The organism is Cellulomonas sp. GTC20042 (assembly GCF_055389595.1).
In genome coordinates this window covers 1,473,956-1,500,052 of record NZ_AP043678.1, presented here as the reverse complement: position 1 = coordinate 1,500,052, position 26,097 = coordinate 1,473,956, and the positions used below count along the sequence as shown (strand labels likewise).

General features: G+C 75.1%; 24 protein-coding genes and 2 tRNA genes. 17 read left to right on the top strand and 9 right to left on the bottom strand.

Annotated elements, in window-relative coordinates; all coding sequences use genetic code 11:
- Positions 1-344 precede the first annotated feature (344 nt).
- From ACZ5HG_RS06965 to ACZ5HG_RS06955, 3 genes are all read right to left on the bottom strand, one after another.
- Positions 345-2,990: an HtaA domain-containing protein gene (locus tag ACZ5HG_RS06965; protein WP_464181328.1), complete on the bottom strand. Its 2,646-nt coding sequence runs from the start codon at positions 2,988-2,990 to the stop codon at positions 345-347.
- Between the two features lie 129 nt (positions 2,991-3,119).
- Positions 3,120-3,971 (bottom strand): hypothetical protein, encoded by an 852-nt coding sequence (locus ACZ5HG_RS06960; RefSeq protein WP_464181327.1) that lies wholly within the window; start codon positions 3,969-3,971, stop codon positions 3,120-3,122.
- A gap of 416 nt (positions 3,972-4,387) precedes the next feature.
- A tRNA-Pro gene (locus ACZ5HG_RS06955) sits at positions 4,388-4,461 on the bottom strand.
- Positions 4,462-4,532: 71 nt separating this feature from the next.
- On the opposite strand from ACZ5HG_RS06955, the gene ACZ5HG_RS06950 reads away from it, so the two are divergent.
- Positions 4,533-4,606, top strand: a tRNA-Gly gene (locus ACZ5HG_RS06950).
- 68 nt (positions 4,607-4,674) lie between these two features.
- Here the strand turns inward: ACZ5HG_RS06950 and tmk are convergent.
- Both tmk and ACZ5HG_RS06940 read right to left on the bottom strand, forming a co-directional pair.
- Positions 4,675-5,310: a dTMP kinase gene (gene tmk / locus ACZ5HG_RS06945; protein ID WP_464181325.1), complete on the bottom strand. Its 636-nt coding sequence runs from the start codon at positions 5,308-5,310 to the stop codon at positions 4,675-4,677.
- 123 nt (positions 5,311-5,433) lie between these two features.
- Positions 5,434-5,868: a YybH family protein gene (locus ACZ5HG_RS06940; protein WP_464181323.1), complete on the bottom strand. Its 435-nt coding sequence runs from the start codon at positions 5,866-5,868 to the stop codon at positions 5,434-5,436.
- Between the two features lie 111 nt (positions 5,869-5,979).
- Here ACZ5HG_RS06940 and ACZ5HG_RS06935 point away from each other — a divergent pair, with 111 nt between their 5' ends.
- The gene (locus ACZ5HG_RS06935) at positions 5,980-6,678 is read left to right on the top strand and encodes a histidine phosphatase family protein (RefSeq protein ID WP_464181322.1); all 699 of its coding nucleotides are present in this window, start codon (positions 5,980-5,982) and stop codon (positions 6,676-6,678) included.
- A 97-nt stretch (positions 6,679-6,775) separates the two neighbouring features.
- Here the strand turns inward: ACZ5HG_RS06935 and ACZ5HG_RS06930 are convergent, their stop codons facing one another.
- Positions 6,776-8,005, bottom strand: a complete 1,230-nt coding sequence (locus ACZ5HG_RS06930) for a BaiN/RdsA family NAD(P)/FAD-dependent oxidoreductase (protein ID WP_464181321.1) — start codon at positions 8,003-8,005, stop codon at positions 6,776-6,778.
- 63 nt (positions 8,006-8,068) lie between these two features.
- Between ACZ5HG_RS06930 and ACZ5HG_RS06925 the strand changes: the two genes are divergently transcribed.
- The gene (locus ACZ5HG_RS06925) at positions 8,069-8,629 is read left to right on the top strand and encodes a DUF3090 domain-containing protein (RefSeq protein ID WP_464181319.1); all 561 of its coding nucleotides are present in this window, start codon (positions 8,069-8,071) and stop codon (positions 8,627-8,629) included.
- A complete protein-coding gene (locus ACZ5HG_RS06920) occupies positions 8,626-9,390 on the top strand; it encodes an SCO1664 family protein (protein WP_464181318.1) in 765 nt (254 codons plus the stop codon). The genes ACZ5HG_RS06925 and ACZ5HG_RS06920 overlap by 4 nt, the downstream gene beginning before the upstream one ends.
- A gap of 112 nt (positions 9,391-9,502) precedes the next feature.
- Here ACZ5HG_RS06920 and ACZ5HG_RS06915 read toward each other — a convergent pair whose 3' ends face one another.
- On the bottom strand, positions 9,503-10,459 hold the full coding sequence (locus ACZ5HG_RS06915) for an alpha/beta hydrolase (RefSeq protein ID WP_464181317.1): 957 nt from the start codon (positions 10,457-10,459) through the stop codon (positions 9,503-9,505).
- Positions 10,460-10,929: 470 nt separating this feature from the next.
- On the opposite strand from ACZ5HG_RS06915, the gene cysK reads away from it, so the two are divergent.
- The 3 genes from cysK to ACZ5HG_RS06900 all read left to right on the top strand — a co-directional run bounded on the left by cysK (position 10,930) and on the right by ACZ5HG_RS06900 (position 13,223).
- Complete coding sequence (cysK, locus tag ACZ5HG_RS06910) at positions 10,930-11,865, top strand: cysteine synthase A (RefSeq protein WP_464181315.1); 936 nt, start codon at positions 10,930-10,932, stop codon at positions 11,863-11,865.
- 161 nt (positions 11,866-12,026) lie between these two features.
- Positions 12,027-12,608, top strand: coding sequence for a serine O-acetyltransferase EpsC (gene epsC / locus ACZ5HG_RS06905; RefSeq protein WP_464182118.1), 582 nt, complete (start codon positions 12,027-12,029; stop codon positions 12,606-12,608).
- 39 nt (positions 12,609-12,647) lie between these two features.
- Complete coding sequence (locus tag ACZ5HG_RS06900) at positions 12,648-13,223, top strand: hypothetical protein (protein ID WP_464181313.1); 576 nt, start codon at positions 12,648-12,650, stop codon at positions 13,221-13,223.
- A 51-nt stretch (positions 13,224-13,274) separates the two neighbouring features.
- Here ACZ5HG_RS06900 and ACZ5HG_RS06895 read toward each other — a convergent pair whose 3' ends face one another.
- Positions 13,275-13,607, bottom strand: a complete 333-nt coding sequence (locus ACZ5HG_RS06895) for a DUF6191 domain-containing protein (RefSeq protein WP_464181311.1) — start codon at positions 13,605-13,607, stop codon at positions 13,275-13,277.
- Between the two features lie 49 nt (positions 13,608-13,656).
- On the bottom strand, positions 13,657-14,103 hold the full coding sequence (locus ACZ5HG_RS06890; RefSeq protein ID WP_464181310.1) for a methylglyoxal synthase: 447 nt from the start codon (positions 14,101-14,103) through the stop codon (positions 13,657-13,659).
- A 133-nt stretch (positions 14,104-14,236) separates the two neighbouring features.
- On the opposite strand from ACZ5HG_RS06890, the gene ACZ5HG_RS06885 reads away from it, so the two are divergent.
- From ACZ5HG_RS06885 to ACZ5HG_RS06840, 10 genes are all read left to right on the top strand, one after another.
- Positions 14,237-14,632 carry a GntR family transcriptional regulator gene (locus ACZ5HG_RS06885; protein WP_464181309.1) on the top strand — a complete coding sequence of 132 codons (396 nt, stop codon included), beginning with the start codon at positions 14,237-14,239 and terminating at the stop codon, positions 14,630-14,632.
- Positions 14,629-15,669, top strand: coding sequence for a DUF1648 domain-containing protein (locus tag ACZ5HG_RS06880; RefSeq protein ID WP_464181307.1), 1,041 nt, complete (start codon positions 14,629-14,631; stop codon positions 15,667-15,669). The genes ACZ5HG_RS06885 and ACZ5HG_RS06880 overlap by 4 nt, the downstream gene beginning before the upstream one ends.
- A gap of 142 nt (positions 15,670-15,811) precedes the next feature.
- Positions 15,812-16,849, top strand: coding sequence for an LLM class F420-dependent oxidoreductase (locus ACZ5HG_RS06875; RefSeq protein ID WP_464181306.1), 1,038 nt, complete (start codon positions 15,812-15,814; stop codon positions 16,847-16,849).
- Positions 16,850-16,919: 70 nt separating this feature from the next.
- Positions 16,920-18,104: a benzoate/H(+) symporter BenE family transporter gene (locus tag ACZ5HG_RS06870; RefSeq protein ID WP_464181304.1), complete on the top strand. Its 1,185-nt coding sequence runs from the start codon at positions 16,920-16,922 to the stop codon at positions 18,102-18,104.
- A gap of 905 nt (positions 18,105-19,009) precedes the next feature.
- Entirely contained in the window at positions 19,010-19,864 is an 855-nt protein-coding gene (locus ACZ5HG_RS06865; protein ID WP_464181302.1) for an ABC transporter ATP-binding protein, read from the top strand.
- A gap of 39 nt (positions 19,865-19,903) precedes the next feature.
- Positions 19,904-20,986: an aliphatic sulfonate ABC transporter substrate-binding protein gene (locus ACZ5HG_RS06860; RefSeq protein WP_464181301.1), complete on the top strand. Its 1,083-nt coding sequence runs from the start codon at positions 19,904-19,906 to the stop codon at positions 20,984-20,986.
- Between the two features lie 31 nt (positions 20,987-21,017).
- Positions 21,018-21,911, top strand: coding sequence for an ABC transporter permease (locus tag ACZ5HG_RS06855; RefSeq protein ID WP_464181298.1), 894 nt, complete (start codon positions 21,018-21,020; stop codon positions 21,909-21,911).
- The gene (gene acs / locus ACZ5HG_RS06850) at positions 21,908-24,034 is read left to right on the top strand and encodes an acetate--CoA ligase (protein WP_464181296.1); all 2,127 of its coding nucleotides are present in this window, start codon (positions 21,908-21,910) and stop codon (positions 24,032-24,034) included. Before ACZ5HG_RS06855 ends, acs begins: the two co-directional genes overlap by 4 nt.
- Positions 24,031-25,509: an O-acetylhomoserine aminocarboxypropyltransferase/cysteine synthase family protein gene (locus ACZ5HG_RS06845; RefSeq protein ID WP_464181294.1), complete on the top strand. Its 1,479-nt coding sequence runs from the start codon at positions 24,031-24,033 to the stop codon at positions 25,507-25,509. The genes acs and ACZ5HG_RS06845 overlap by 4 nt, the downstream gene beginning before the upstream one ends.
- Positions 25,506-26,000: a CoA-binding protein gene (locus ACZ5HG_RS06840; RefSeq protein WP_464181293.1), complete on the top strand. Its 495-nt coding sequence runs from the start codon at positions 25,506-25,508 to the stop codon at positions 25,998-26,000. The genes ACZ5HG_RS06845 and ACZ5HG_RS06840 overlap by 4 nt, the downstream gene beginning before the upstream one ends.
- Positions 26,001-26,097: the final 97 nt, after the last annotated feature.

Below are 26,097 nucleotides of genomic sequence, written 5' to 3'. Positions count from 1 at the left end.
GGCTCACAGACAGGCAGCAGCAGTGCCTGGCACGCGCGGCCACGAGCGTGTGTGCTGGTCCCATGATCGCGGAGCACCCCCTCGAACGCTGGTGGCACGAGCAGGAGCCGGAGCGCACCCGCGCCCGCCGCCGCCCGAGGCAGCGCCCCGCCGACGACGCCCAGCCGACGCCGGACCCCTCCGGCGGGTGCGGCAGGTGCGGCCCCGGGGCGGCGGCGGATCCGGACGGCGGGCGTCGCGGGCGCTGAGCCGGCGACGACCGGTCGGCCGGCGGGCGGGACCGACCGCAGGAGGGCCCGGCGCGGGAGCATAGCCCCGCGCCGGGCCCTCCTTGGGTCCGAGCGTCAGACGGTGCCGAGCACCGCGCCGCGACGGCGACGACGGGTCGCCACCGCGAGGCCGGCGCCACCGAGGATGAGCATCCCGGCCAGCGCCGTCAGCGCACCTGCACCGTCGGCGCCGGTGGTCGCCAGGGCGCCGGTGGAGGCGTCGCACTCGACCTCCGCACCCAGCGGGAGCGTGAACGACACCGGGTCGAGGGACTCCCCCGCGGAGTAGAAGCCGGCGAACGCCGCGGCACCCGCGGTCGTCAGCGTGGCCGGGACCCCGCTCCAGCGGGCCGCGGTGTCACCGGTGCTCGAGGAGCCCGCCGCCAGGTTCAGCGTGGCGAAGGCGACCCGCGAGGTGTTCCCGTCGGAGTCCGTGACGGTCAGGTAGAGCGTCGCGGCGGACGCGCTGGTGACCCGGATCGCGGGCGAGGACAGGGTGACGTCCAGGGTGCCGTTGTGGCCGGTGAAGTGGACCGATCCGCCCCAGCTCGTCAGCCCCATCACGCTGCTGGCGTTGAAGCTGCCGGTGCCGCCGGACCAGGTCCAGGGGCCGGAGCCGCTGACCCCGGAGGACGAGATGCTGCCGCCGGCGATCGGGCCGGTCACGTAGGACCGGAACGAGTCCCGCACGCCCCAGGTGAGGCTCGCCCCGGAGACCGCGCGGGCGGTGCAGGTGGGCAGCGCGGCGGCGATCGTGATCGCGACCTCCGCCTGGTGGCCGGCACCGATCAGCACCAGGGTGTGCGCGCCGGTGGGTGCGTCGGCCGGGATCGTGAACGTGGCGGTGACCACGCCGGCGGCGTTCGCGGTGAGCCCGGTCGCCAGCAGGATCGGGTCGGAGTGCAGCTCGAGCCGGATGCCGGTCTCGTTCGCGCCGAATCCGCCGGCGGTGATGGTGACCTGCGACCCGGTGCGGATCACGCCGTCGGTGGTGGCGACGTCGACGGCGGCCGGGGTGACGGTCGGACCGACGCTGGGCACGCTCGGGATCGTCGGGGTCGTCGGGGTCTCGTCGTCGATCACGAACGAGATCGCCGTGGCCGTGTCGGAGGACCGGTCGGTGCTGCCGTGCGCCGCGAAGGTCAGCACGGAGAACGGCGTGGTCGCCTGGTCGTAGGTGACGCCGCCGCCGACGTAGGTCGGGGTGACGCCGGTGAAGTGCACGGTGAACGTGCCGTCCGCGGCGAGCGGCGCCATCACGGCGGTCTCGGTGGCGGCGGAGGTGGTGACCCACTTGGCGTCCTGGAACACCGAGGCGTTCAGGTACCAGGCGTCGCCGACCTTCGGGCCGACGGCGACGTAGATGCCGACGCCCGCGGCCGCGGTGGTGAAGCCGGTGCCGGTCACGGTCAGGTCGAGCGAGCCGTCGGCGTTCGCGGTGCGGGTGACGGAGGTCGACGGGCCGGTGGGCGTGGTGCCCGGGTCCGTGGGCGTGGTCGGGTCGGTCGGCGTGGTCGGGTCGGTCGGCGTCGTCGGGTCCGTGGGATCCGTCGGCGTCGTCGGGTCGGTCGGCGTCGTCGGATCGGTCTCGACGGCGGGCAGAGTGACCGTGATCGCGTCGCCGACGGCGTTGTTGTACGAGGTCAGGCCGGGGTGCAGGGAGCTCCAGCCGGAGCCGAGGGTGGTCGCCAGACCGGTGTAGGTCAGCGTGCCGTCGACGTTCTCGACCGGGGTGGCCCCGTCGGTCGCGAAGGTGCCGAGCACGAAGCCCGGGGTTGTGGTGGACGTCAGACGCTCCAGCGTCGCGGTGTCGAAGGTCTGGATCGTGGCGTCGCCGACGATCGACCCGGTGGTGCCGGACACGACGACCTTCAGGTTCGCGAAGCCCAGGCGGAAGCCGTGCGCCAGCGCGTTGAAGGTCATGCCGCCGCCGAGCGCGACCTCGGTGTCCGAGGTGGCAGAGGCGGGCAGGGTGAAGACGCCCGAGGCGAGGGTGGCCGGGGTCGCGGCGACGACCGGCTTCGCCGACGCGTAGTTCGTCACGTAGCTCTGGAACGAGGCCCGCACCCCCCACTGGGCGGCGGTCAGCGCCGTGCCGGTGGCCGTGCCCGCCTCCGGGAGCGTGACGGTGAGCAGGTCACCCGCACCGTTGCTGTACGAGGCGAGGCCCGAGTGCAGCGATCCCCAGCCGGAACCCAGCGTGGTCGCCACGCCGGCGTAGGTGCTGCTGCCGTCCCCGCCCACCGTCGGCGTGACGGTGCTCAGGTCGAAGGTCGCGACGATGAAGTCGGGCGTGGTGCTCGTGGTGAGCTGCTCGAACGTCGTGGTGTCGAAGGTCTGGATCGTGGCGTCACCGACGATCGAGCCGGTGGTGCCGTCGGTCTCGACGTGCAGGTTCGCGAACCCGAGGCGGAACCCGTGCCCGAACGCGTTGAACGTCATGCCGCCGCCGAGGGCGACCTCGGTGTCGGAGGTGACGGTCGCCGGCAGCGTGAACACGCCGGAGGCCAGGGTGGCGGGCGTCGCCGCGACGACCGGCTTCACCGAGGCGTAGCTCGTCACGTAGTTCTGGAACGAGGCCTTGATCCCCCACTGGGCCGACGCCACCGTCGTGGCCGCCTGTGCGGGGAGGGCGAGCATCGTGGTGACCACCGCCACGAGCGCCGCGATCGCGGTCACCGCGCGGCGCCGGTCCCGTACCGCCGTCCGTCCTGTCTGCATCCTGTCCCTCTCCTCGGGTCCGCACCGGGCCTCGCGGCGTCGGTGTTGTTCCGCGGCCGGCTCGGTGCCGGCGCGGACGTTCGTGGTGGCCGGGGTCCGGCCGGGGTGGCCGGATGTCGGCCGGGTCGATCAGCGGGTGCTCGGGCCCGGATCCGGCGGGTCGGCGGTCGCTCCGGCACCGTCTGTGGAGGCCCGGGCGGTCGCGACGCGGTGCCGGATCAGCACGACGGCACCCGCGAGCAGCACCAGCAGCGCGACGCCACCCGCGGCCAACGCCGCCACCGGGGGTCCGCTGTCCTCGGCGGCGCTCTCCGTCGTGGCCGACCCGTCTGCGGGGGCGGCGACCGGTGCGGTGGTCGGCTCGGCCTCGCCCGTGACCGAGGCTGCCGGCTCGCTCGGCTCAGCCGTCGGGGCCGCCCCTGCGGGGGCGGCGAGGTCGTCGACGAAGGTGATCGGGGTGAAGGTCTCGTTGGCGGCGTTGGCGACGCCGTGCGCGCCGATGGTGAGGACGCCGCAGGTCTCGACGGTGCAGTCCACGGGGGTCGTGGCGCCGTCCAGGCCGATCAGCTCGAGCTGCGGCGTGGGGATGGTCATGGTGACCGACCAGGTGCCGTCGGCGGCGATCTCCCCGCCGTTGGCGGCGGACGCGGTGTCGGACCCGGGGAACGCGACGAACCGCTGGAAGCCCTCGTTGTCGACCGAGGCGGTGTCGGCGGCGTACCGGTAGTCCACCCCGGACACGCCGCCCTGGCTGGGGGCCCAGGCGCCCGAGGTCGGGTCCACCCAGCCGAACATGACGTAGATGCCGCCGAAGCCGCCCTGGACGGACTGGAACCCGGTGCCGGAGACCGTGACGGCGGTGGGCTCGGTGCTGCTCGCGGTGGCGGAGCCGACGGCGCTCTGCACCTGCACGGCGGGAGCGGCCCACGCCGGGCCGGCGGCCAGCACCGGGGCGACCAGCGCGCCGGTCACGGCCAGCACGGCGGTCAGCGCAGATCGGCGCGGGTGCACCGACCGGTGACCACGATCGCGTCGGGCAGCAAGGGACCACGTGCGCACGCTGGAGGCACCTCTCGCCATGGGAGCGGTCACCTCGGCGCCGCCCCTACGCACGCCCGGACCTGCTCGTCTGTCTCAGGGCAGATCCGCCCTACTCAGGTAACCCTAACCTAAGTAAGGCTGTCCTGACAGAGCGTCGCGAAAATTGCCTCGCGGATCTCGGTGCGCCGAGCGCGCGCCCGACATGAGGTGGCGACCAGCCCGGCTGCGTGGCGAAGAGCCGGTGCCGGGAGTCGATGCGCTCCGGGGCGCCGGCCGCGCGGCGATGGCAGGGCGGCGGAGGCCGGGAGTGCCGGCGGGGCACTCGGCGGGCGGGAGAACCGGCTCCCGCCGTACGGTCGGGATGGCGGGATTCGAACCCACGACCTTCCGCTCCCAAAGCGGACGCGCTACCAACCTGCGCCACATCCCGTGCGAGCGGGAGTCTAGTCGGGTGCGCGGAGCGCGTCGTCACGCTTGGTAGGCTGTCCCGGCGCAGATCACGCGGGTGTAGCTCAATGGTAGAGCCCCAGTCTTCCAAACTGGCTACGCGGGTTCGATTCCCGTCACCCGCTCCACCTCGACGGCCGGTCCCCTCCACGGGGCCGGCCGTCGTGCTTGTCCGGCCCGGCAGGGGACGCGGCGCTCAGACCCCGAGCACCCCGCGCACCAGGCGCTCCACGTCGTCGGCCACCGCGTCGGCGTCGCGGTCGGCGTCCACGCGCTCGACGCGCTCGACGTCCTGCACCCGGGCGATCACCTGCTCGTAGCCGTCGTGCGCGACGGTCAGCCGCTCGATCACCTCGAACTTGTCGGTGGCCTCGCGGCGGGCCTGGAGCCGGCGCAGGGCGGCCTCGGGGCTCAGGTCGAGGTAGACGGTGAGGTCGGCGCGCAGCAGGTCGGTGGCGACGGAGTTGGCGGCGAGCACCCAGTCCATGCCGGTGTCGCCGGAGTGGTACGCCGCCGAGGAGAGGTGGTAGCGGTCGCTGATCACGGTGACGCCGGAGTCGAGCAGCGCGAGCAGGCCGTCCCGGTCGTTGGTGAGATGGTCGATCCGGTCGGCGACGAAGAGCGCGGCGATCACACGGTCGTCCAGCGGGATGCGGCCGGAGAACGCCTGGCGGATCAGCACGCCGATGGGTCCGGTGGTCGGCTCGGCGGTGACGTGCACCGGCACGCCGGCGTCCTCCAGGCGGCGCACGAGGGTGCTGACCTGCGTGGACTTGCCGGAACCGTCGATCCCCTCGACGACGATGAACCGTCCCCGCTGCGTCGTGCTCATCCTCGCCGTGCCCTCCACCGCTCGCCTCGGTCCACCGTGCGGCGGACGGGCGCTCACGCTACCCGTCCGGGGCGGTCGGCCGGGCGCGCGGGGCCCGGGAGCGCGACGCCGCGCGGCCCTGCGTCAGCGCTGGAGGATCACCGCGCCGCTGTCCGGGTCGACCGGTGCGGAGGTGTGCTCGTGCACGATCTGCCAGCGGCCCTGCGGGTCGGGCAGCAGCACCCAGGTCAGCCGGTTCGCCATCCAGCGGAGCACGGCGCCGTCGGCGTCGCGGGCCTCGAAGCGGGTGACGGCCTCGACGACGGCCAGGTCGGTGCCGAGCTGGGCGCGCACGTCGGACATCGTCACGTGCACGGTCTCCTCGCCGAGCGACCCGAACCACTCCTCGACGGCCGCGCGCCGGGCGTCGCCACCCTCGGCGGACCACGTCGGGCCCCACAGGTCGTAGACCCGCACGTCCGGGGCGTACAGGGCGAGCAGCGCCTCGGCGTCGCGGGCGAGCACGGCCGCCCGGTACGCGTCGATGGTCTGCGTGACGACGTCGTCGGTCGCGTCCACGGGGGCACCCTCCTGCGTTTCTCTCACCGGATCGATCCATCGTGCCGGGTGCCACCGGCACGCGCGAGCGAGGCCGACGCGCGGCAGACCCGGTCCGCCTAGGCTCCCGGCATGGCCACCGTCCTGCTCGTCCGCCACGGCCGCACCACCGCCAACGCCTCGGGGCTCCTCGCCGGACGCACCCCCGGCGTGCACCTGGACGACGTCGGGCGCGAGCAGGCGGCGCGCACCGGCGAGCGGATCGCGGCGGTGCCGCTGGTGGCGCTGGTGACGAGCCCGCTGGAGCGCTGCCGCGAGACCGCGCAGGCGATCACCGACCGGCAGGCCGTCACGCCGACCGTGCTGGTGGACGAGCGGTTCACCGAGTGCGACTACGGCACCTGGCAGGGCCGACCGCTGCGCGAGCTGGCGACGGAGCCGCTGTGGGCGACGGTGCAGGGGCAGCCGAGCGCGGTGGTGTTCCCCGGCGGCGAGTCGCTGGCGGGGATGCAGGCCCGCGGGGTGGCGGCGGTGCGGGAGCGGGACGCGGCGATCACGGCGGAGCACGGTCCGGGGGCGGTGTGGGCGGTGGTGACGCACGGCGACCTGATCAAGGCGCTGCTCGCGGACGCGCTCGGGATGCACCTCGACCTGTTCCAGCGGATCGGGCCGGACCCGGCGTCGGTGTCGATCGTGCGCTACGGGCCCCGGCAGCCGGACGTGGTCGCGATGAACACCACCGGGGGCGACCTGTCCTGGCTGCGCGCGGCGGCACCGGGCGGGGACGCGCCGGTGGGCGGCGGGGCGGGCCCGGGCGCGCCGACGGCCTGACGCCCGGGCGGGCTGGCCAGGGCTCCGCGGCCCGCCCCCGTGATCCAGCCGGACGATCCGCCCCGAGGGACCGAGCCCCGCGAATCACGCCCCGCGATCAGGCCCCGAGCCGGCGCAGCATCCCGTGCGCGGCCCGCACACCGGTGCTGAACGACGCCTGGAGCAGGTACCCGCCGGTGGGCGCCTCCCAGTCGAGCATCTCCCCCGCGACGAACACGCCGGGCAGCGCGCGCAGCATGAGGTCGTCGTCCACCTCGGACCAGCGGATGCCGCCCGCCGAGGAGATCGCCTTGTCGATCGGCATCGTGTCCGCCACCCGCACGGGCACCGCCTTGACCAGGGCGGCGACGGCGGCGGGGTCGTCCGGGACCGCACCGGCCACCGCCTCGCGCAGCAGGGCACCCGCGGCGGCGTCCAGGCCGAGCGCACGACGCAGCCAGGTCGATCGCGAGTCCTTGGGCCGACGCCGCGACAGCCGGTCGATCAGCCGGTCGAGCGGCAGGTCGGGGCGCAGGTCCACCTCGATCACGCACTCCCCGGCGTCCAGCGCGTCCCGGATCGGCGCACCCAGCGCGTACACCGGTCCGCCCTCCAGACCGGTGCGGGTGAGCATGGCGTCACCGCGCACCGCCGGCCGGTCCTGCCCGCGCACCGCCAACGACACGCTCTTCAGCGGCACCCCCTGGAACCGCTCGGCGAAGTCGGCGCCCCACGTCACCCGCACCCCGACGTTGGCGGCCCGCAGCGGCGCCACGTCCACGCCCCGCGCGACCAGCCCGTCGATCCACGAGCCGTCGGCACCCAGCCGCGGCCAGGACGCACCGCCGAGCGCGAGCAGAGTGACGTCATGGGACGCCGAGGTCTCGACGCCGTCCGCGGCCCCGCCGACGCCGACCAGCCGCAGCCCCGCGCCGTCGGCGGTCCAGCCGGCCCACCGGGTGCGGGTCTCGATCGTCACGCCGAGCCCGGCCAGCCGGGTCAGCCAGGCACGGACCAGCGGGGTGGCGCGGAACGATCGCGGGAACACCCGTCCGCTGGTGCCGACGAAGGTCTCCTCCCCCAGCTCGGCGCACCAGGCGCGCAGGTCGGTCGGGGTGAAATCCGCGATCATCGGCGCCAGCACGTCCGCGGCGGCGCCGTAGCGCGGCAGGAAGCGGGACAGGTCCTCGGAGTGCGTGATGTTCAGGCCGCCGTGCCCGGCGAGCAGCATCTTGCGGCTGACCGAGGGCATCCGGTCGTAGACCGTCACCGCCACGCCGGCCCTCGCCAGCACCTCCGCGGCGATCAGCCCCGCCGGGCCGCCACCGACCACTCCCGCCGTCCGCACCGGGCGACGGTAGCGCACGGGCCGCCTCGGGCCGACGTGGGCGGGCGCTCGTAGCATGGGCCCATGCCCACGATCGTCCACGAGCACGACTGGCCCGACCGCGTCGTCATCGGCACTGTCGGCCGCCCGGGTCAGCGCACGTTCTACCTCCAGGTCCGCACCGGCCGCCGTACCACCAGCGTCGCGCTGGAGAAGCAGTGGGCGGCGCTGCTCGCCGAGAAGATCGACGCGGTGCTGGACGAGCTCTCCGCCGCCGAGGGCAACCCGTTCAGCGTGCCCGCGCACGCCACCGCCGAGCTGGTCGACACCGACCCGGTGGAGCAGCCCGTCGAGGAGGACTTCCGCCTGGGGGCGATCCGGATGGGCTGGGACCCGACCACCGCGCAGCTCGTGGTGGAGGCGTTCCCGGTCGCCGAGCAGGACGACGACGAGGAGCCGGTCGACGGGGACGACGAGGCGCCCGAGCCCGCCGAGGCGCTGGTGCTGCGGATCCCGGTCGGCACCGCGCGGGCGTTCGCGGAGCGCACCCGTCAGGTGGTGGCCGCGGGTCGTCCCACCTGCCCCCGGTGCGGGGAGCCGATGGATCCGGACGGCCACCTCTGCGCGCCGCCCGCGGCCGTGTGAGCGTCCCGCCCGATCTGCCCGACGCCCCGCTGGAGCTGGTCGGCCGGATCACCGTCGCCTCGAACGCGACGTTCCTGGGCCGGATCGGCGAGGTGCCGGTGGTCTACAAGCCGGTGGCCGGCGAGAAGCCGCTGTGGGACTTCCCCGACGGCACGCTCGCCCGCCGCGAGGTCGCCGCGCGCCTGGTGTCCGAGGTCACCGGCTGGGGCGTCGTCCCGCCGACCTGGCTCGGGGACGGCCCGCACGGGCCCGGCATGGTGCAGCTCTGGCAGGAGCCGGACCGCGCGCAGGACCCGGTGGACGTGGTCGATCCCGCTGCCGTCGGCGACCGGCGCGCGGTGATCACCGGCGAGGACGAGCAGGGCACCCCGGTGGCGCTGGTGCACGAGGACTCCTCCGCGCTGCGCCGGATGGCGGTGCTGGACGTGCTGCTGAACAACGCCGACCGCAAGGGCGGGCACGTGCTGCCGATGCCCGACGGGCGGCGCCTCGGCGTCGACCACGGCGTCACGTTCCACACCGAGCCCCGCCTGCGCACCGTCCTGTGGGGCTGGGTCGGCGAGCCGCTGGCTGCCGAGGAGATCGCCGGGGTGGAGCGGGCGCTGGACGGGCTGTCGTCGGATCTCGGCGCAGCGCTGCGCGATCTGCTGGCCGAGCCGGAGATCGCGGCCCTGACCGACCGCTGCGAGCGGATCCTGGCAGACCCGCACTTCCCCGGCCCCGAGGGCGACATGCCCGCCCTCCCCTGGCCCTTCTTCTGACCCGCTCGGCAGGGCCCCTGCACGAGGTCGGTGGTTCGAGCGCGATCATGCGGCGCAGAACCACCGACCTCGTGCCGAACCACCGACCTCGTGGGTCTGGGGGGGGGTGGGGCTACAGGCCTCGTGCGGCCAGCCAGCCTGTGACTTCGCTCAGGTACTGCTCGCGGGCGGGGGCGGGCGAGAGCGCGAGGTCGTGGGCGCCGCCGGGGATCTGGACCAGGGTCACGTCCGGGCCCAGCCCCGGCGCGAGCCGGCGCATGTCCGCCACGTCCAGCACCGAGTCGGTGCTGAGCAGGTCCTCGTGCCAGCGGTCGTCGGGGCCGGTGGCGTCCGAGGTCGCGACCAGCACGGGCACGTCGATCGCGAGCCCGCGTGCCACCCGGGCGTGCCCGCGCCGGATCGCCCGGACGAAGCCCGCGCGCACCGGGAAACCCTCGTGCGGCTTCCAGGTGAGGTCGTAGTCCCACTCGCCGCCGGTGCCGGCGTGCAGCGCCTGCCCGTAGTGCGGGGCCAGGTGCGAGACGACCAGGTCTGGCGCCACCCGGCCGATCACGCCGACGATCGCCCAGGTGAGCACGGTGCGCTCCAGCCGCGATCCGCGGAGGTCGAGCCACGGGCTGTTCAGCACCACGGCGTCCACCAGGCCGCGGCCCCGCCGCGCGTCGGCCCACAGCGCCGCGACCAGCCCGCCGGTGGAGTGGCCCAGCAGCACCACGTGGTCGTAGGTGTCGCGCAGCAGGTGCACGGCCGCGTCGATCTCCTCGGCGTAGACCGCCAGCTCGCGGGTGTCGTTCGGCACGCGCCCCGGGCGGATCGACCGGCCGTAGTCGCGCAGGTCCAGGCCGTACAGGTCCTGCCCGGCGTCGGCCAGCGCCTGCGCGACGTGCGGGTGGAAGAAGTAGTCGACGAAGCCGTGCACGTAGAGCACCGCCGTGCGCGCGGCCCCGGCGTCCTCGCGGTGCACCAGCGTGGCGACCGGGTCGCCGTGCGCGTCGGGGCGCAGGTGGATCGTCCGCTGCACCCATCCGGGTCCGAGCACGTCCGGGCGGGGAGCGTCGACGGTCGCCATGCCGAGCATCGTGCCACCCCGCCCGTCGGCCCGCCGGGATCCCGCCCGGTGGCAGCACCCGACGAGGTGGACCACCGTGGGATCGTGACCTCGCCCGCGACCAGCCGGTCCACCCGATCGGGTGCCCCCGGGCATCTTTGTGGCCGGTCTGTCGTTACGGCTACTGTCAGTGCAGCAGCCCCGTCCGGGGCACCACGTGGCAGAGGGAGGCCGGCATGCGCACCGCACCCGTCGCCGTCCCCACCACGACCGCCGCCCGCCCGGCGGCGACCTGCACCTGTCTGTGTCGCTAGAGCGCTGGCCGCTCCGCCCCTGACGGCGGAGCCACGCGCCCGGGGCTCCCGGCACCCGGCCAGCGCTCGCCCCCGCGGTCCTCGCCCCGCGACCGCCCCGCAGCACACCTCCCCGCTGCTTCCCCGCAGCACAGCCCCGGCCCGCTGATCGCGGACCCCACGACAGGACGGACTCTCATGGCACAGATCTACGACGACGCGACCCAGCTCGTCGGCAACACCCCGCTGGTGCGCATCAACAAGCTGACCGAGGGCATCGGCGCCACGGTCGTCGGCAAGCTCGAGTTCTACAACCCGGCGAACTCGGTGAAGGACCGCATCGGCGTGGCGATCGTGGACGCGGCGGAGGCCTCCGGCGAGCTCAAGCCCGGCGGCACGATCGTGGAGGCGACCTCCGGCAACACCGGCATCGCGCTGGCGTTCGTGGGTGCGGCGCGCGGCTACGACGTCGTGCTGACCATGCCGGAGTCGATGTCGAAGGAGCGGCGCGCGCTGCTGCGGGCGTTCGGCGCGGAACTGATCCTCACCCCGGCGTCCGAGGGCATGAAGGGCGCGGTGAACAAGGCCGACGAGATCGTGGCCGAGCGCCCGGGTGCCATTCTTGCCCGCCAGTTCGCCAACGAGGCCAACCCGGCGATCCACCGCAAGACCACCGCCGAGGAGATCTGGGCGGACACCGACGGCGAGGTCGACATCCTGGTCGCCGGCATCGGCACCGGCGGCACGATCACCGGCGTCGGCCAGGTGCTCAAGGAGCGCAAGCCCGGCGTGCAGATCGTCGGCGTGGAGCCGGCCGAGTCCCCGATCCTCAACGGCGGCGCCCCCGGCCCGCACAAGATCCAGGGCATCGGCGCGAACTTCGTGCCGGAGATCCTCGACACCAGCGTCTACGACGAGATCATCGACGTGGACGCCGACACCGCCGTCGCCACCGCGCGCCGCGCCGCCACCGAGGAGGGCCTGCTGGTCGGCATCTCCTCCGGCGCCGCCCTGCACGCCGCGATCGAGCTGGGCAAGCGCCCGGAGAACGCCGGCAAGCTGATCGTCGCGATCATCCCGTCGTTCGGCGAGCGCTACCTCTCGTCCATCCTCTACGCCGATCTGCTGGACTGATCAGGATGACCTCGACCCAGCGGCTGCCGCACGGCGGCGTGCCCGAACCCGTGCGCCCTCCGGGCGGCGAGGGTGGCGCCGGCGTGCCCGGCCGCGGGGTCGGGGTGGCGTCCGGCGAGGCGGCCCGGGCCACCGACCGCCCCACCTCGGCGCGGATCGCGGTGGCGGTGCGTCACCTGCTGCGCGCGTTCCGCGAGGACCTGGACGCCGCCCGTCGGCGCGACCCCGCCGCTCGATCGCGGCTCGAGGTCGCGCTGGCGTACCCCGGGCTGCACGCGGTCTGGGTGCACCGGGTCGCGCACCGGCTGTGGCAGGAGCCCGGGCTGCGCCTGCCCGCGCGGCTGCTGGCACAGGTGTCCCGCGCGGTCACCGGCGTGGAGATCCACCCGGGGGCCACGATCGGGCGTCGGCTGTTCATCGATCACGGCATGGGCGTGGTGATCGGCGAGACCGCCGTGGTCGGCGACGACGTGGTGCTCTTCCACGGCGCGACGCTGGGCGGCAAGTCGATGAAGCGCGGCAAGCGGCACCCCACGGTCGGTGACCGGGTGGTGGTCGGGGCGGGCGCCAAGGTGCTCGGCCCGGTGTGGATCGGCGACGACGCGCAGATCGGTGCGAACGCCGTGGTGCTCAAGGACGTGCCGCCGGGGGCGGTGGCGGTGGGCGTGCCCGCGACGATCCGCCAGAAGCCGGCCAGCGCGCCCCCGGAGCCCGAGGTCGACGACCCGGCGATCTACATCTGACCTGCACCGGCGCGGCCGCGCGCCGGTAGCCTGCTGCGGGTGAGCGACGCACGGCCCCCGCACGCCCGGTTGCCGCAGGTCCGCGACGCCGGCTGGTTCCGCGACGAGTGCGCCCGGCTGGTCGCCGCCGACGACTGGTACGCCCTGTACCGGACCGCGATGGAGTGGCGGACGGTGGCCGGCGGGTCGTGGACGCCCGAGGCGTGGCTGATGGACGTCGCCTCGGCCCTGCTGCACCGGCAGCCGAAGACGGCGGTGCACTGCTGCGACCTGGCACTGACCACCTGGGTGGAGCGCCCGCTGGACCGGCTGGTGCTGCGCGGGGTGCGGGGCGTGCTGGTCCGCGGGCCGGTCGGCGACCCGCTGCGCGCCCTGGACGACCTGGAGGCCGCGACGGCAGGGCCCGGGTGGATCGCCGACGACGCCCGCGCGGTGCTGGCGCTCGCGCAGGAGGAGGGCGCGCGCTCGCGGGTCCGTCGACCCCGGGTGGGGCCGAGCCCGGCGTTCACCGGGGAGCACCGGTCACCGGTCGCGGCGGCGCCGGATCCGCTGCCCGCCGACGGGGCGGAGCCGGTCACCTGGGCGGTGCTGCGCCCGCTGCTCGGGATCGGCTGACCGGGGCGGCCTGACCGCGACCGGTCGGCCGGGTCGGATCGACCCGACCGCTCAGCGGGCGTCCGGCGCGGGTGCCGTCGCCGAGGTCGCCGGCGCCTGCGGGTCGAGGACGACCACCCCCGCGTCGAGGTCCACCGGGCCGGGCGCACCCGAGGCGACCAGCTGCACGTCCAGCAGTCGCCGTTCCCGCTCCTCGGCCACGTGCCGGCTCGGCGGGTGGAAGATCTCCACCAGCTCGCCACCGGCCAGCCCCGCACCGCTGCCACCGGGGGCAGGACGCCGATGCTCGCGCGGGCGCACGGGCAGCCGGGCGACGAGGCGGTCGGCGACGAACAGCACCGCGACCACCCCGAGCACCAGCAGCACCCACGCGACAGGCGTCATGCCCCGACGGTACGGCGCGCGGGCGCCGAGCGGGAGGGGTCGGAGGTCCTCAGGACGTCGGGGCGCCGCCGTCCCAGCCGCGCGGGGTGATGTCGGGGCGGCTGGTCCACGGCTCGGCGAGCAGCGGGGACGAGATCAGCATGTCGGCGGTGGCCCGGTTCGAGGCCATCGGGACGTTCCACACCGCGCCGATGCGCAGCAGCGCCTTGACGTCGGGGTCGTGCGGCTGCGGCTCCAGCGGGTCCCAGAAGAAGACCAGCATGTCGATGACGCCCTCGGCGATCTTCGCGCCGATCTGCTGGTCGCCGCCGATCGGGCCGGACAGCAGCCGGGTCACCGGCAGGCCGAGCTCGTACTCGAGCATGGTGCCGGTGGTGCCGGTGGCGTACAGGTGGTGCCGGGAGAGGGTGCCACGGTTGAACTCGGCCCAGCGCAGCAGCTCGACCTTCTTGTTGTCGTGGGCCACCAGGGCGATGTGATGGGCTGCGCCGGACATGGCGGCTCCTCTCGTGCGGTGCGGGGACGGGTGCTCCTCGCGCTGCGGCTCACCCTAGGGCCCCCGGCGGTGCGCGCACGTCGCGGGTCCGACACGTTGTTCTAGTTCTCATCTAACAACTAGGATGATCGGCGTGCTCTTCCGCATCGACCCCACCTCCGCCGAGCCGCTGTTCACGCAGCTCGCCGCGCAGGTGCGCTCCGCCGTCGTCCGCGGCGACCTCGCCCCCGGCACCCGCCTTCCCTCCGCCCGCGACCTCGCCGCCTCGCTCGACGTGAACCTGCACACGGTGCTGCACGCCTACCAGGACCTGCGCGACGAGGGGCTGATCGAGCTGCGACGCGGCCGGGGCGCCGTCGTCAGCGAGCGCGGCGTGCCGGACCTCTCCCCGCTGCACGACGCGATCGAGGCGCTGGTCCGCACGTCCCGCGACCTCGATCTCGCCCCCGGCACCACCCTCGGGCTGGTGAAGGACGCCCTGACCGCACCGCTCGCACCCGCCACCGCACCCACCCAGGAGGATCGATGACCACGCCGACGCCGGCCGCCCCGGTGACCCACCGGCTGTCCAGCACCCTGCTCGGCCTGGTGCTGCCGCTGCTGGTGCTGGTCGTGGCCACGGTGCTGACGCTGTCCTGGCGCGACCAGATACCGGCGCAGATCGCGATCCACTTCGGCCCGGGCGGTCACGCCGACGGGTTCGGCGCGGTCGTGCCGTTCGTCGCGCTGATGGCCGGGGTGTTCGCCGTGCTGGTGATCGGCTCGTGGGCGCTGGCGTTCTTCCGCGGGCAGGACGGGTCGACCCGGCGGATCGCCGTGGGCACCTCGCTCGGCATGGCGTGGTTCGGCGCCTCGATCCTGGTCGGCACCGGACTGATGCACCGCGGGCTGACCGACGCGGCCGACGTCGGCGACGTGGACCCGGTGATCACCGTCGCGATCGTCGGCGCCCTGGTGCTCGGTGCCGGCGTGGCGCTGCTGCTGCCACGCGACGCACACCGGCCCGCCGATCCCGGGACCGCCGTGGACGGTCCGACGATCCTGCTCGGCGACCAGGAGCACGCGGCGTGGATCGGCCGCGTCGGCAGCCCGGTCGGCGTGGTCGCCGGAGTGACGTCCGTGGTGCTGGTCAGCGTCCTGACGATCGCGCTCGACATGCCGGTGTTCGCCGTGCTCGCGCTGGTCCTCGGCGTGCTGCTCGGCGCGACGACCCTCTACACGGTGACCGTCGACGACCGCGGCCTGCGGGTGCGCTCGGTCGCCGGGTTCCCGCGGGTGACCGTCCCGCTGGACGAGGTGGTGGCGGTCCGCGCCCGCGACGTCCACCCGCTGCGCGACTTCGGCGGCTGGGGCTACCGCGTCCGCATGGACGGCACCGTCGGCGTGGTCGCACGCTCCGGCCCGGCGATCGAGGTCGAGCGCGCGGGCGGGCGGCGGTTCCTGGTCACCGTGGCCGACGCCGAGACCGGTGCCGCGCTGCTCACGACGCTCGCCGGGCGCGGGCGGGACGGGGACGGGCCGGTGGCGGCGGGCACAGGGTCGGGGTCGGACGGCACCGCGGGCTGACGCGGCGGGCGGCTCCGCGGGTTGACGCGGCGGAGGGCGCGGCGGGCTGACGCGGCGGGCTGATCCCTCGCGTCACCGCCCGTGCCACGGCACGATGGGGCCGCATCAGCGCCCGACGGCGGGTGCGCGCGAGGAGGCGACGATGCGGCTCGGCTACCACACGGGGTACTGGTCGGCCGGTCCCCCGCCGGGCGTCGCCGAGGCCGTGGTCGCCGCCGACGCGTCCCGCTACGACTCGGTGTGGACGGCCGAGGCCTACGGGTCGGACGCCTTCACCCCGCTCGCCTGGTGGGGCGCGCGCACCCGGCACGTCCGGCTCGGCACCGCCGTCGCGCAGATCGCCGCCCGCACCCCCACCGCCACCGCCATGGCCGCGCTCACCCTGGACCACCTGTCCGGCGGGCGGGCCGTGCTCGGGCTCGGGGTCTCCGGACCGCAGGTGGTCGAGGGCTGGTACGGGCAGCCCTACCCGCGGCCCCTGGCCCGGACGCGGGAGTTCGTCGCGATCGTGCGCGACGTGCTGCGCCGGGAGGGACCGGTGCGTGCCGACGGGGACTTCTACCGGCTTCCGCTGCCCGCCGACCAGGGATCCGGCCTCGGCAAGCCCCTGCGATCGACCGTGCACCCGCTGCGCGCCGACCTGCCGGTGCACCTGGCCGCCGAGGGACCGAAGAACATCGCGCTCGCCGCGGAGATCGCCGACGGCTGGCTGCCGCTGTTCTACGCGCCGCGCCTGGACGCCGACTTCCGCGGGCTGCTGGCCGAGGGCTTCGCCCGGCGCGCGGCGGGGACGCGGGCGATCGAGGACTTCGAGGTCACCGCGACCGTGCCCGTGGTGCTCGGCCCCGACGTCGAGCAGGCGGCCGACGCGGTGCGGCCCTTCGTCGCGCTCTACGCCGGCGGCATGGGCGCGAAAGGCGCGAACTTCCACGCCGACGCCCTCGCCCGGCTCGGCTACGGCGAGGCGTGCACGGAGATCCAGGCGCACTACCTGGCCGGCGACCGCGCCCGGGCGGCGGCGGCCGTGCCGACCGAGCTCGTGCGGGACATCGCCCTGGTCGGCACCCCGCAGGACGTGCGCGAGCAGGCCCGCGCCTGGCAGGGCACCGCGGTCACCACGCTGCTCGTGCAGACCGCCCCCGCGCACGTGGCCGAGGTCGCCGACCTGCTGCGCGGGTAGCGCGCGCGGGTCGGGTGCCCGGGGCGTGCGGGCAACAGGGCGGACACACGGGTCCGCTACGGTCCGGCGGGTGACCGCCGAGACCGCCGCCCGACCGGGGCCCACGCCGCGCGACCGGACCTCCCTGTCCGCGGGCGTGGTGACCGCACTGGTGGGCTTCACCAGCGCGTTCGCGGTGGTGCTCAGCGGGCTGCGGGCGGTCGGCGCGACCCCGGCGCAAGCCGCGTCCGGGCTGCTCGCGGTGACGGTGGCGATGGGCGCGGCCTCGGCGCTGCTCGCGTGGCGGACCCGCCTGCCGATCACGGTGGCCTGGTCGACCCCCGGCGCGGCCCTGCTCGCGACGACCGGCACCGCCGCGGACGGGTGGCCGGAGGCAGTGGCGGGCTTCGTGCTGTGCGGGGTGCTGCTCGCGCTGGTCGGGCTCTGGCGGCGGCTCGAACGCTGGGTGCGGATGATCCCGGTGCCGCTGGCCAACGCGATGCTCGCCGGCGTGCTGGTCGACCTGTGCCTCCAGCCGGTGCTCGCCGTCGCGGACCGACCGCTGCTGGTGGGTCCGGTGATCGTGACCTGGCTGGTGCTGCTGCGGCTCGCCCCGCGCTGGGCCACCCCGGCGGCGATCGGGCTGGCTGTCGCCCTCGCGGTGGCCACCCCCGAGGTGCGCGCGCTGACCCCCGCCGACCTCGCACCGAGCCTGGTGTGGACCACGCCGCACCCCTCGTGGGCATCGGTGGTGTCGGTGGCGGTGCCGCTGTTCGTCGTCACCATGGCCTCGCAGAACATCCCCGGCATGGCCGTGCTCGCGGGCTTCGGGTACACCGCTCCCCTGCGCCCGGTGATGCTGGTGACCGGCATCGGCACCGTGCTCGCCGCGCCCTGGGGCGGGCACGCGATCAACCTCGCCGCGATCAGCGCCGCGCTCGCCGCCGGACCCGAGGGCGGCCCCGACCCGCGCCGGCGCTGGCGGACCGCCGTCGTCGCCGGCCTCGGCTACCTCGTGCTCGGGGTCGGCTCGGCGGCGGTGGCCGCGGTCGCCCTCGCCGCACCCGCCGGCCTGATCGCCGCCGCTGCGGGTCTGGCACTGATCGGCACGCTCGGATCCTCGCTCGGCGCCGCGTTCACCGCACCGGCCGATCGCGTCCCCGCCGCGGTGACGTTCCTGGTCACGGTGTCCGGGATCAGCGTCGGCGGGGTGTCCGCCGCGTTCTGGGGCCTGGTCGCCGGCATCGCCTGCCGCCTCGTCCTCCCCCGCCGCTGACCCCGCGCGCACCCACGCCCGCTCGCACCCCTGCGCGCACCCGCGCGCTCACCTCGCACATGCGCGTACTCGCGCCGAGTTGTCAGCATTTGTCGCTTCCGAGGCCCGCGAAGCGACAAGTTGTGACAACTCGGCGTCGTGGAGGCGTGCGCGCGGGCGGGCGGGGTTCGGGATGTGGGCAGGGGTTGTGAGGGGGGCCACGTCCGGCTACTGTCGTTCGCAGTCCCGAGGCGTGAGCGTTCACGTCTCACATGATGGGACATTGCGACTTCGCAGACCTGACGACGCACGAGAGGGGACGGCCCGTGGCCCGGTCGACGCACCCGCGCACGACCCCGCGCCCCGGCATGCCCGACCCCCGCTGTCGCCGCTGCTGTCGCCCCACGGACCGCTGTCGCAGCACGCTCGGCCGCTGATCCCCCGGCGCTGACCGGGACCGCCATCGCCCGTCACGGGCAGGGGCGCTCCCACCGGCCCTGAGCCCGATCCTCCCGGCGCCGGTCGCGCCGCATGCCCCTCCGCCGGGGTGCACCCGGCCGGCACGAGCAGCCACCCACGGACCTGCGACCACGCACCGGGCCCGCCCGGGTCGCACCGCGGACCGCCGCCAGGCAGCCGCCGCCCGATGCTCGCGCACCGCCCCGAGGCGCAGGGCAGGGCATCCCCGGACACCCGCATCGCACGCGCGAACCGCACCCGCACGACCCGCACCCGCACTCGCACCCGCACGACCCGCACCCGCACCCGCACCCGCACCCGCACCCGCACCCGCACCCGCACCACGCTGCACACGCAACGCACGCCCCACACGCACCGCACGCCGCACGCGCACCGCCCCGCACGAACGACGCAGCACGCAGCACCGCACCTCGCCCCGCCCGCCCACGACGACCACGGGACCCACGATGACCTCAGCCCTCGCCCCCGCCGCCACCGGCGCCGCCGGCACGCCCGCGGCCGGCACCGTCGACGCGCTGCCGGTGACGCTGCGCGGCGTCGGCCGGACGTTCCCGACGCCGACCGGCCCACGCACGGTGCTCGCGGGGGTCGACCTGGAGATCGCCGCCGGCGAGGTGGTCGCGGTGATCGGCCCCTCGGGCTGCGGGAAGTCGACGCTGCTGCGCCAGGTCGCCGGGCTGGACCGCCCGGACGCCGGCCGGATCGATGTGGCGGGGTCCCCGGTGGACGGGATCGACACCCGCACGGCGGTGGCGTTCCAGGAGCCGCGGCTGCTGCCCTGGCGCACGATCGCCCAGAACGTCGCGCTCGGCGTGCCGCGCGGGACGCCCCGCGCCGAGGCACGGGAGCAGGTGGACCGGCTGCTGACGCTGGTCGGGCTGGAGGGGTCGGCGGCGCTGCGCCCGCGGCAGGTGTCCGGCGGCATGGCGCAGCGCGCGTCGCTGGCCCGGGCGCTGGCCCGCCGTCCCGGCGTGCTGCTGCTGGACGAGCCCTTCGGCGCCCTCGACGCGCTGACCCGGCTGCGGATGCAGGACCTGCTGCTCGACGTGCACCGCAGCCGTCCGACGACGGTGCTGCTGGTGACGCACGACGTCGAGGAGGCGCTGTACCTGGCCGACCGGGTGGTGCTGCTGGGCTCGGCCGCCGACACCGGACGATCGGTGCGCTCGGTGATCACCGTGCCGGGCCGCCGGCCCCGGGATCGTGCGGACGCCCGCCTGGCCGAGCTGCGCGCCGAGCTGCTGGACGGGCTCGGCGTCGCCACGCACCACACCGCCCCCGCCGACCACCACCAGATCTGACCCACCCCCCGACCACGAAGCACCGATCGAGGAGCGACCATGACCGCCCGCACCACGCACGCCGCCCGACGCAGCGGCCGGGGCCCGCTGGCCCTCGCCACCGCCCTCGCCGCGACCCTGCTGCTCGGCGGCTGCGTCGCGGGCGAGGACGCCGCCGCCGACGCACCAGCCGACGACACCACCGCAGGCGACAGCGCCGCCGAGGGCTGGAGCGCCGACACCCTGACGCTCGACTACGCCACGTACAACCCGCTGAGCCTGGTGATCAAGGACCAGGGCTGGTTGGAGGACACGCTCGGCGACGACGTGACCGTGGAGTGGGTGCAGTCGGCGGGGTCGAACAAGGCCAACGAGGCGCTGCGCGCCGGGGCGATCGATGTGGGATCGACGGCGGGCTCGGCGGCGCTGCTGGCGCGGTCGAACGGCTCGCCGATCCGCACGATCGACGTGTACTCGCAGCCGGAGTGGGCGGCGCTGGTCGTCCCGCAGGGCTCGGAGATCACCGACGTGGCCGATCTGGCCGGTCGCTCGGTGGCCGCCACCAAGGGCACGGACCCGTACTTCTTCCTGCTCCAGGCGCTGGACGAGGCGGGGGTGGACCCGGCGGACGTCGAGGTGCAGAACCTCCAGCACGCCGACGGCAAGGCCGCGCTGGAGAACGGCTCGGTGGACGCGTGGGCCGGGCTGGACCCGCTGATGGCCGCCAGCCAGGCGGACGCCGGGTCGACGCTGCTGTACCGGAACGTCGACTTCAACACCTACGGCTTCCTCAACGCCACCCAGGACTTCCTGGACGCCAGCCCGGACCTGGCGCAGGTCGTGGTGGACGCCTACGAGAAGGCCCGTGCCTGGGCGCAGGAGAACCCGGACCAGGTCGTCGCGATCCTCGCCGAGGTGGCCGGGATCGACCCGGCGGTGGCGCAGACCGTGATCACCGAGCGCACCACCCTCGACATCGACCCGGTGCCGGGGCAGGCGCAGCGGGACGTGCTGGAGGTGGTCGGCCCGATCTTCGTCGAGTCCGGTGACGTCGCGAGCCAGGACCTGGTGGACGCCGCCCTGGACGCGCTGTTCGAGCCGACGTTCGCCGAGCAGGCCGACCCGTCCACGATCACCGGCTGACCCTCCCCCACGCCCCGTCAGGAGTCCCCCCATGTCCCAGGCGATCGGCACGATCACCGGCAGCCCCGCCCCGGTGACCGACGCCCGCGGCCGTCCCCGCGTCGGCCTCAACCCCTTCGCCCCGGCACCGTCGGGTCGGGAAGGGCACAGCGCGCTGCGCCGCGGCCCGTTGGCCCGGCGGTGGGTGCGGGCCGGGGTGGGCCTGGTGCTGCCGGTGCTGCTGCTCGCCCTCTGGCAGTGGGTGACGAGCACCGGTCGGGTGGCGCCGTACCAGCTGCCCGCACCGTCCTCGGTGTGGACCGCGGCGACCGACCTGCACGCCCGCGGGCTGCTGCTGCCCTACGTCGCGATCTCCACCCAGCGGGTGCTGATCGGCTTCGCGATCGGTGCCGCGCTCGGCCTGGCGATCGGGTCGGCGGTGGGGCTGTCCCGCGTGGTGGGGGCGCTGCTGGAGCCGCTGCTGGGGGCGGTGCGCGCGGTGCCGTCGTTGGCGTGGGTGCCGTTGCTGATCCTCTGGATGAAGCTCGGCGAGGACTCCAAGATCACGCTGATCGCGATCGGCGCGTTCTTCCCGGTGTACACGACGGTGGTGGCCGCGCTGCGGCATGTCGACCCGCACCTGGTGGAGGCCGGGCGGGCGTACGGGCTGCGCGGGGTGCGGCTGCTGACCGGCGTGCAGCTGCCGGCGGTGGTGCCCTCGGTGGTGGCGGGGCTGCGGCTGGCGGTCGCGCAGTCCTGGCTGTTCCTGGTGGCGGCCGAGCTGATCGCCTCCTCGATGGGCCTCGGCTTCCTGCTGATGGACTCCGGGCAGAACGGCCGGGTGGACCGGATGCTGCTGGCGATCGTGCTGCTGGCGCTGCTGGGCAAGACGACGGATGCGCTGGTCGGCCTGGCCGAGCGCTCCCTGCTGCGGAGGTGGGCATGAGCACGATCGACGACACCCGGACCCGGGCGGGCGCATTCGACGCGCTCCAGCAGGAGGCCCGCACCTACCCGGCGCCGGCCGCGTTCGCCGCGAGCGCCCAGATCGACGCCGCCGAGCACGAGCGGCTGCGCGCCTGGGGCGAGGCGGACCCGGTCGGCTTCTGGGAGGCGGCGGCGCGCCGGTTGGAGTGGGCGGAGCCGTGGCACACCGCGCACACCTGGTCCCCCGCCGTGCCGATCGCGGGCACCGACGACCTCACGGTGCCCGAGGCCCGCTGGTTCGAGGGAGGGCGGCTGAACGCCGCGGTGAACTGCGTGGACCGGCACGTGGCCGCCGGGATCGGCGAGAAGGTCGCGCTGTACGCGGAGGGCGAGCGGGGCGACCGCCGGGTCTACACCTACGCCGATCTTCAGCGGGAGGTGTCCAAGGCCGCCAACGCGCTGACGGCGCTCGGGGTCGGGAAGGGCGACCGGGTGGTCGTCTACCTGCCGGTGATCGCGGAGACCGTGATCGTCACGCTGGCCATCGCCCGGATCGGCGCGGTGCACTCCCTGGTGTTCGGCGGCTTCTCCGCGGAGGCGGTGCGGTTCCGGGTGCAGGACACCGGCGCCAAGGTGCTCGTGACCAGCGACGGGCAGTTCCGGCGCGGGGCGGCCGTCGAGGTGAAGTCGGCGGCGGACGAGGCGGTCGCCGGGCTGGACCACGTGGAGCACGTGCTGGTGGTGCGGCGCACCGGGCAGGACGTCGCGTGGACGCCGGGCCGGGACGTCTGGTGGCACGAGGTGGTCGGCACCGCCTCCGACGTGCACGAGGCCGAGGCCTTCGACGCCGAGACCCCGCTGTTCATCATCTACACCTCCGGCACCACCGGGAAGCCGAAGGGGCTGGTGCACACCACCGGCGGCTACCTGACGCAGACGTCCTGGACGCACTGGGCGATGTTCGACGCCCGCCCGGACGACGTGCACTGGTGCACCGCCGACCTCGCCTGGGTCACCGCGCACACGTACGAGATCTACGGGCCGCTGAGCAACGGGCTGACCCAGGTGATCTACGAGGGCACCCCGGAGACCCCGCACCGCGAGCGCCACCTGGAGATCATCGAGCGCTACGGCGTGACGACGTACTACACGGCGCCCACGCTGATCCGCACGCTGATGACCTGGTTCCCGGACGGCCTGCCCGGCACCCACGACCTGTCCAGCGTGCGGCTGCTCGGCACCGTCGGCGAGGCGATCAACCCCGAGGCGTGGGTGTGGCTGCGCGAGCAGGTCGGCGGCGGCACCGCCCCGGTGGTCGACACCTGGTGGCAGTCCGAGACCGGCGCCGGGGTGATCGCCCCGATGCCCGGGTCCTCCACCCTCAAGCCCGGGTCGGCCACCCGTCCGCTGCCCGGGCTGTCCGCCCGCGTGGTGGACGAGGCGGGCGTCGAGGTGCCGCGCGGGGCCGGCGGGTTCCTGGTGATCGACCGGCCGTGGCCCGGCATGGCGCGCACGGTGTGGGGCGACCCGCAGCGCTACCTCGACTCGTACTGGCGGCGGTTCGCCGGGCACGGGGTCGACGGCCAGGGCTACTTCCTGGCCGGCGACGGCGCCGCGTACGACGCGGACGGCGACATCTGGCTGCTCGGCCGGGTGGACGACGTGGTCAACGTCTCCGGGCACCGGCTGTCCACCATCGAGATCGAGTCGGCGCTGGTCGCGCACCCGGCGGTCGGCGAGGCCGGGGTGACCGGCGTGACCGACCCGGTGACCGGGCAGGCGGTGGCGGCGTTCGTGGTACCGGCGGTCGCCCCCGGTCCGGTGGACGACCTCGGCGCGTGGCGGGCGGCGACCGACGCGCTGCGCGAGGACCTGCGGGCGCACGTCGGACGGCAGATCGGCCCGGTCGCCAAGCCCCGGCACGTGATCGTGGTGCCCGAGGTGCCCAAGACGCGCTCCGGCAAGATCCTGCGCCGGCTGCTCGCCGAGCTGCACGACGACCGCCCGCTCGGCGACCGCACGTCGCTGCAGAACCCCTGGGCGGTGGAGCAGGTGGCCGCCCTGCTGCGCACCCCCGCACCCGCCGCGACCGGCGCACCCCTTCCCCGCACGGCCCCGACCGAGGAGACTCCCCGCGCATGACCAGCCCCACCCCCCGCGAGCCGGAGCACCGGTTCGGCTTCCGCACCCGCGCGCTGCACGCCGGCGCCGTGCCGGACGCCGCCACCGGTGCCCGCGCCGTGCCGATCTACCAGACGACGTCCTTCGTGTTCTCCGACACCACCGACGCCGCGAACCTGTTCGCGCTGCAGAAGTACGGGAACATCTACTCCCGGCTCGGCAACCCCACGGTCGCCGCCCTGGAGGAGCGGATCGCCTCGCTGGAGGGCGGGATCGGCGCCGTCGCCACCGCCTCGGGCATGGCCGCCGAGTTCATCACCTTCGCCGCGCTGGTCGGCGCCGGGGACCACGTGGTCGCCTCCGCGCAGCTCTACGGCGGCACGGTCACCCAGCTCGACGTGACGCTGCGCCGGTTCGGCGTCGACACCACCTTCGTGCCCGGCACCGACCCCGCCGACTACGCCGCGGCGATCCGCCCGGAGACCAAGGTGCTGTACACCGAGGTGGTCGCGAACCCCTCCGGCGAGATCGCCGACCTGGCCGGTCTGGCCCGCGTCGCGCACGAGGCCGGCATCCCGCTGGTGGTCGACTCCACGCTGTCCACGCCCTACCTGGTGCGGCCGATCGAGCACGGCGCCGACATCGTGATCCACTCCGCCACCAAGTTCCTCGGCGGGCACGGCACCACCCTCGGCGGCGTGGTGGTGGAGAGCGGGCGCTTCGACTGGGGCAACGGCAAGTTCCCGCAGATGACCGAGCCGGTCCCGTCGTACAACGGCGTGAAGTGGTGGGAGAACTTCGGCGAGTACGGCTTCCTCACCAAGCTGCGCTCCGAGCAGCTGCGCGACATCGGGCCGACCCTGTCCGCGCAGTCCGCGTTCCAGCTGCTCCAGGGCGTCGAGACCCTGCCGCAGCGCCTGGACGCGCACCTCGCCAACGCCCGCACCGTGGCCGAGTGGCTGGAGGCCGACCCCCGGGTGTCCGCCGTGCACTGGGCGGGGCTGCCCTCGCACCCGCACCACGCCCGCGCCGCGCGCTACCTGCCGCTCGGACCGGGTTCGGTGTTCGCCTTCCGGCTCGCGCCGACCGGTGACCGCGACGGACGGGAGGTCGGCCGCCGGTTCATCGAGGCCCTGCAGCTCGCCAGCCACCTGGCCAACGTCGGCGATGCGCGCACGCTGGTGATCCACCCCGCGTCGACCACACACCAGCAGCTGTCCGCCGAGCAGCTCGCCACCGCGGGCGTGCCGGAGGACCTGGTGCGGATCAGCGTCGGGCTGGAGGACCCCGAGGACATCCTGTGGGACCTGGACCAGGCCCTGCGCGCGGCGACGGCACCGGCGGCGACGGGTGCGGGCGCCGGTGCAGGCGGGGGCGGGGGTCATGGCGGCAGTGCCGGCGCGGCCGGATCGCGTGCCGCCGGATCACCTGCCCCGCTCGCGATCCCCGCCGTCGACGCGACCGCGTCCTGCGCCCTCCCGGAGGCCACCCGATGAGCACGTCCGCCCCCCGCACCTGGGTCGGCCCCAGCGCCCCCCAGCGCCTGGCCCTGCTGCGCCGCACCCGCTCGATCGCGATCGTCGGCGCGTCGAACAACCCGTCCCGCGCGTCGTACTTCGTCACGACCTACCTGCTGTCGTCCTCGCCCTACGACCTGTACCTGGTCAACCCGCGCGAGACCGAGATCCTCGGGCAGCCGGTGTACCCCTCGCTGGACGCGCTGCCGGTGGTGCCGGACCTGGTGGACGTGTTCCGCCGGCACGACGACCTGCCCGGGGTGCTGGACGAGACCCTGGCCGTGGGCGCGCCCGCGCTCTGGCTCCAGCTCGGCTCCTGGCACGAGGACGTCGCGCGCCGGGGCGAGGCCGCCGGGCTCACGGTGGTGATGGACCGCTGCGTCAAGATCGAGCACGCCCGCTTCCACGGCGGCCTGCACCTCGCAGGCTTCGACACCGGCGTGATCAGCGCCAAGCGCGCCCTGAGCTGAGCCCGCCCAGGCCTCCCACGAGGTCGGTGGTTGCGCACGAGGTCGGTGGTTCTGTGCCGCGTGATCGCGCACGAACCACCGACCTCGTCGGGGTGGA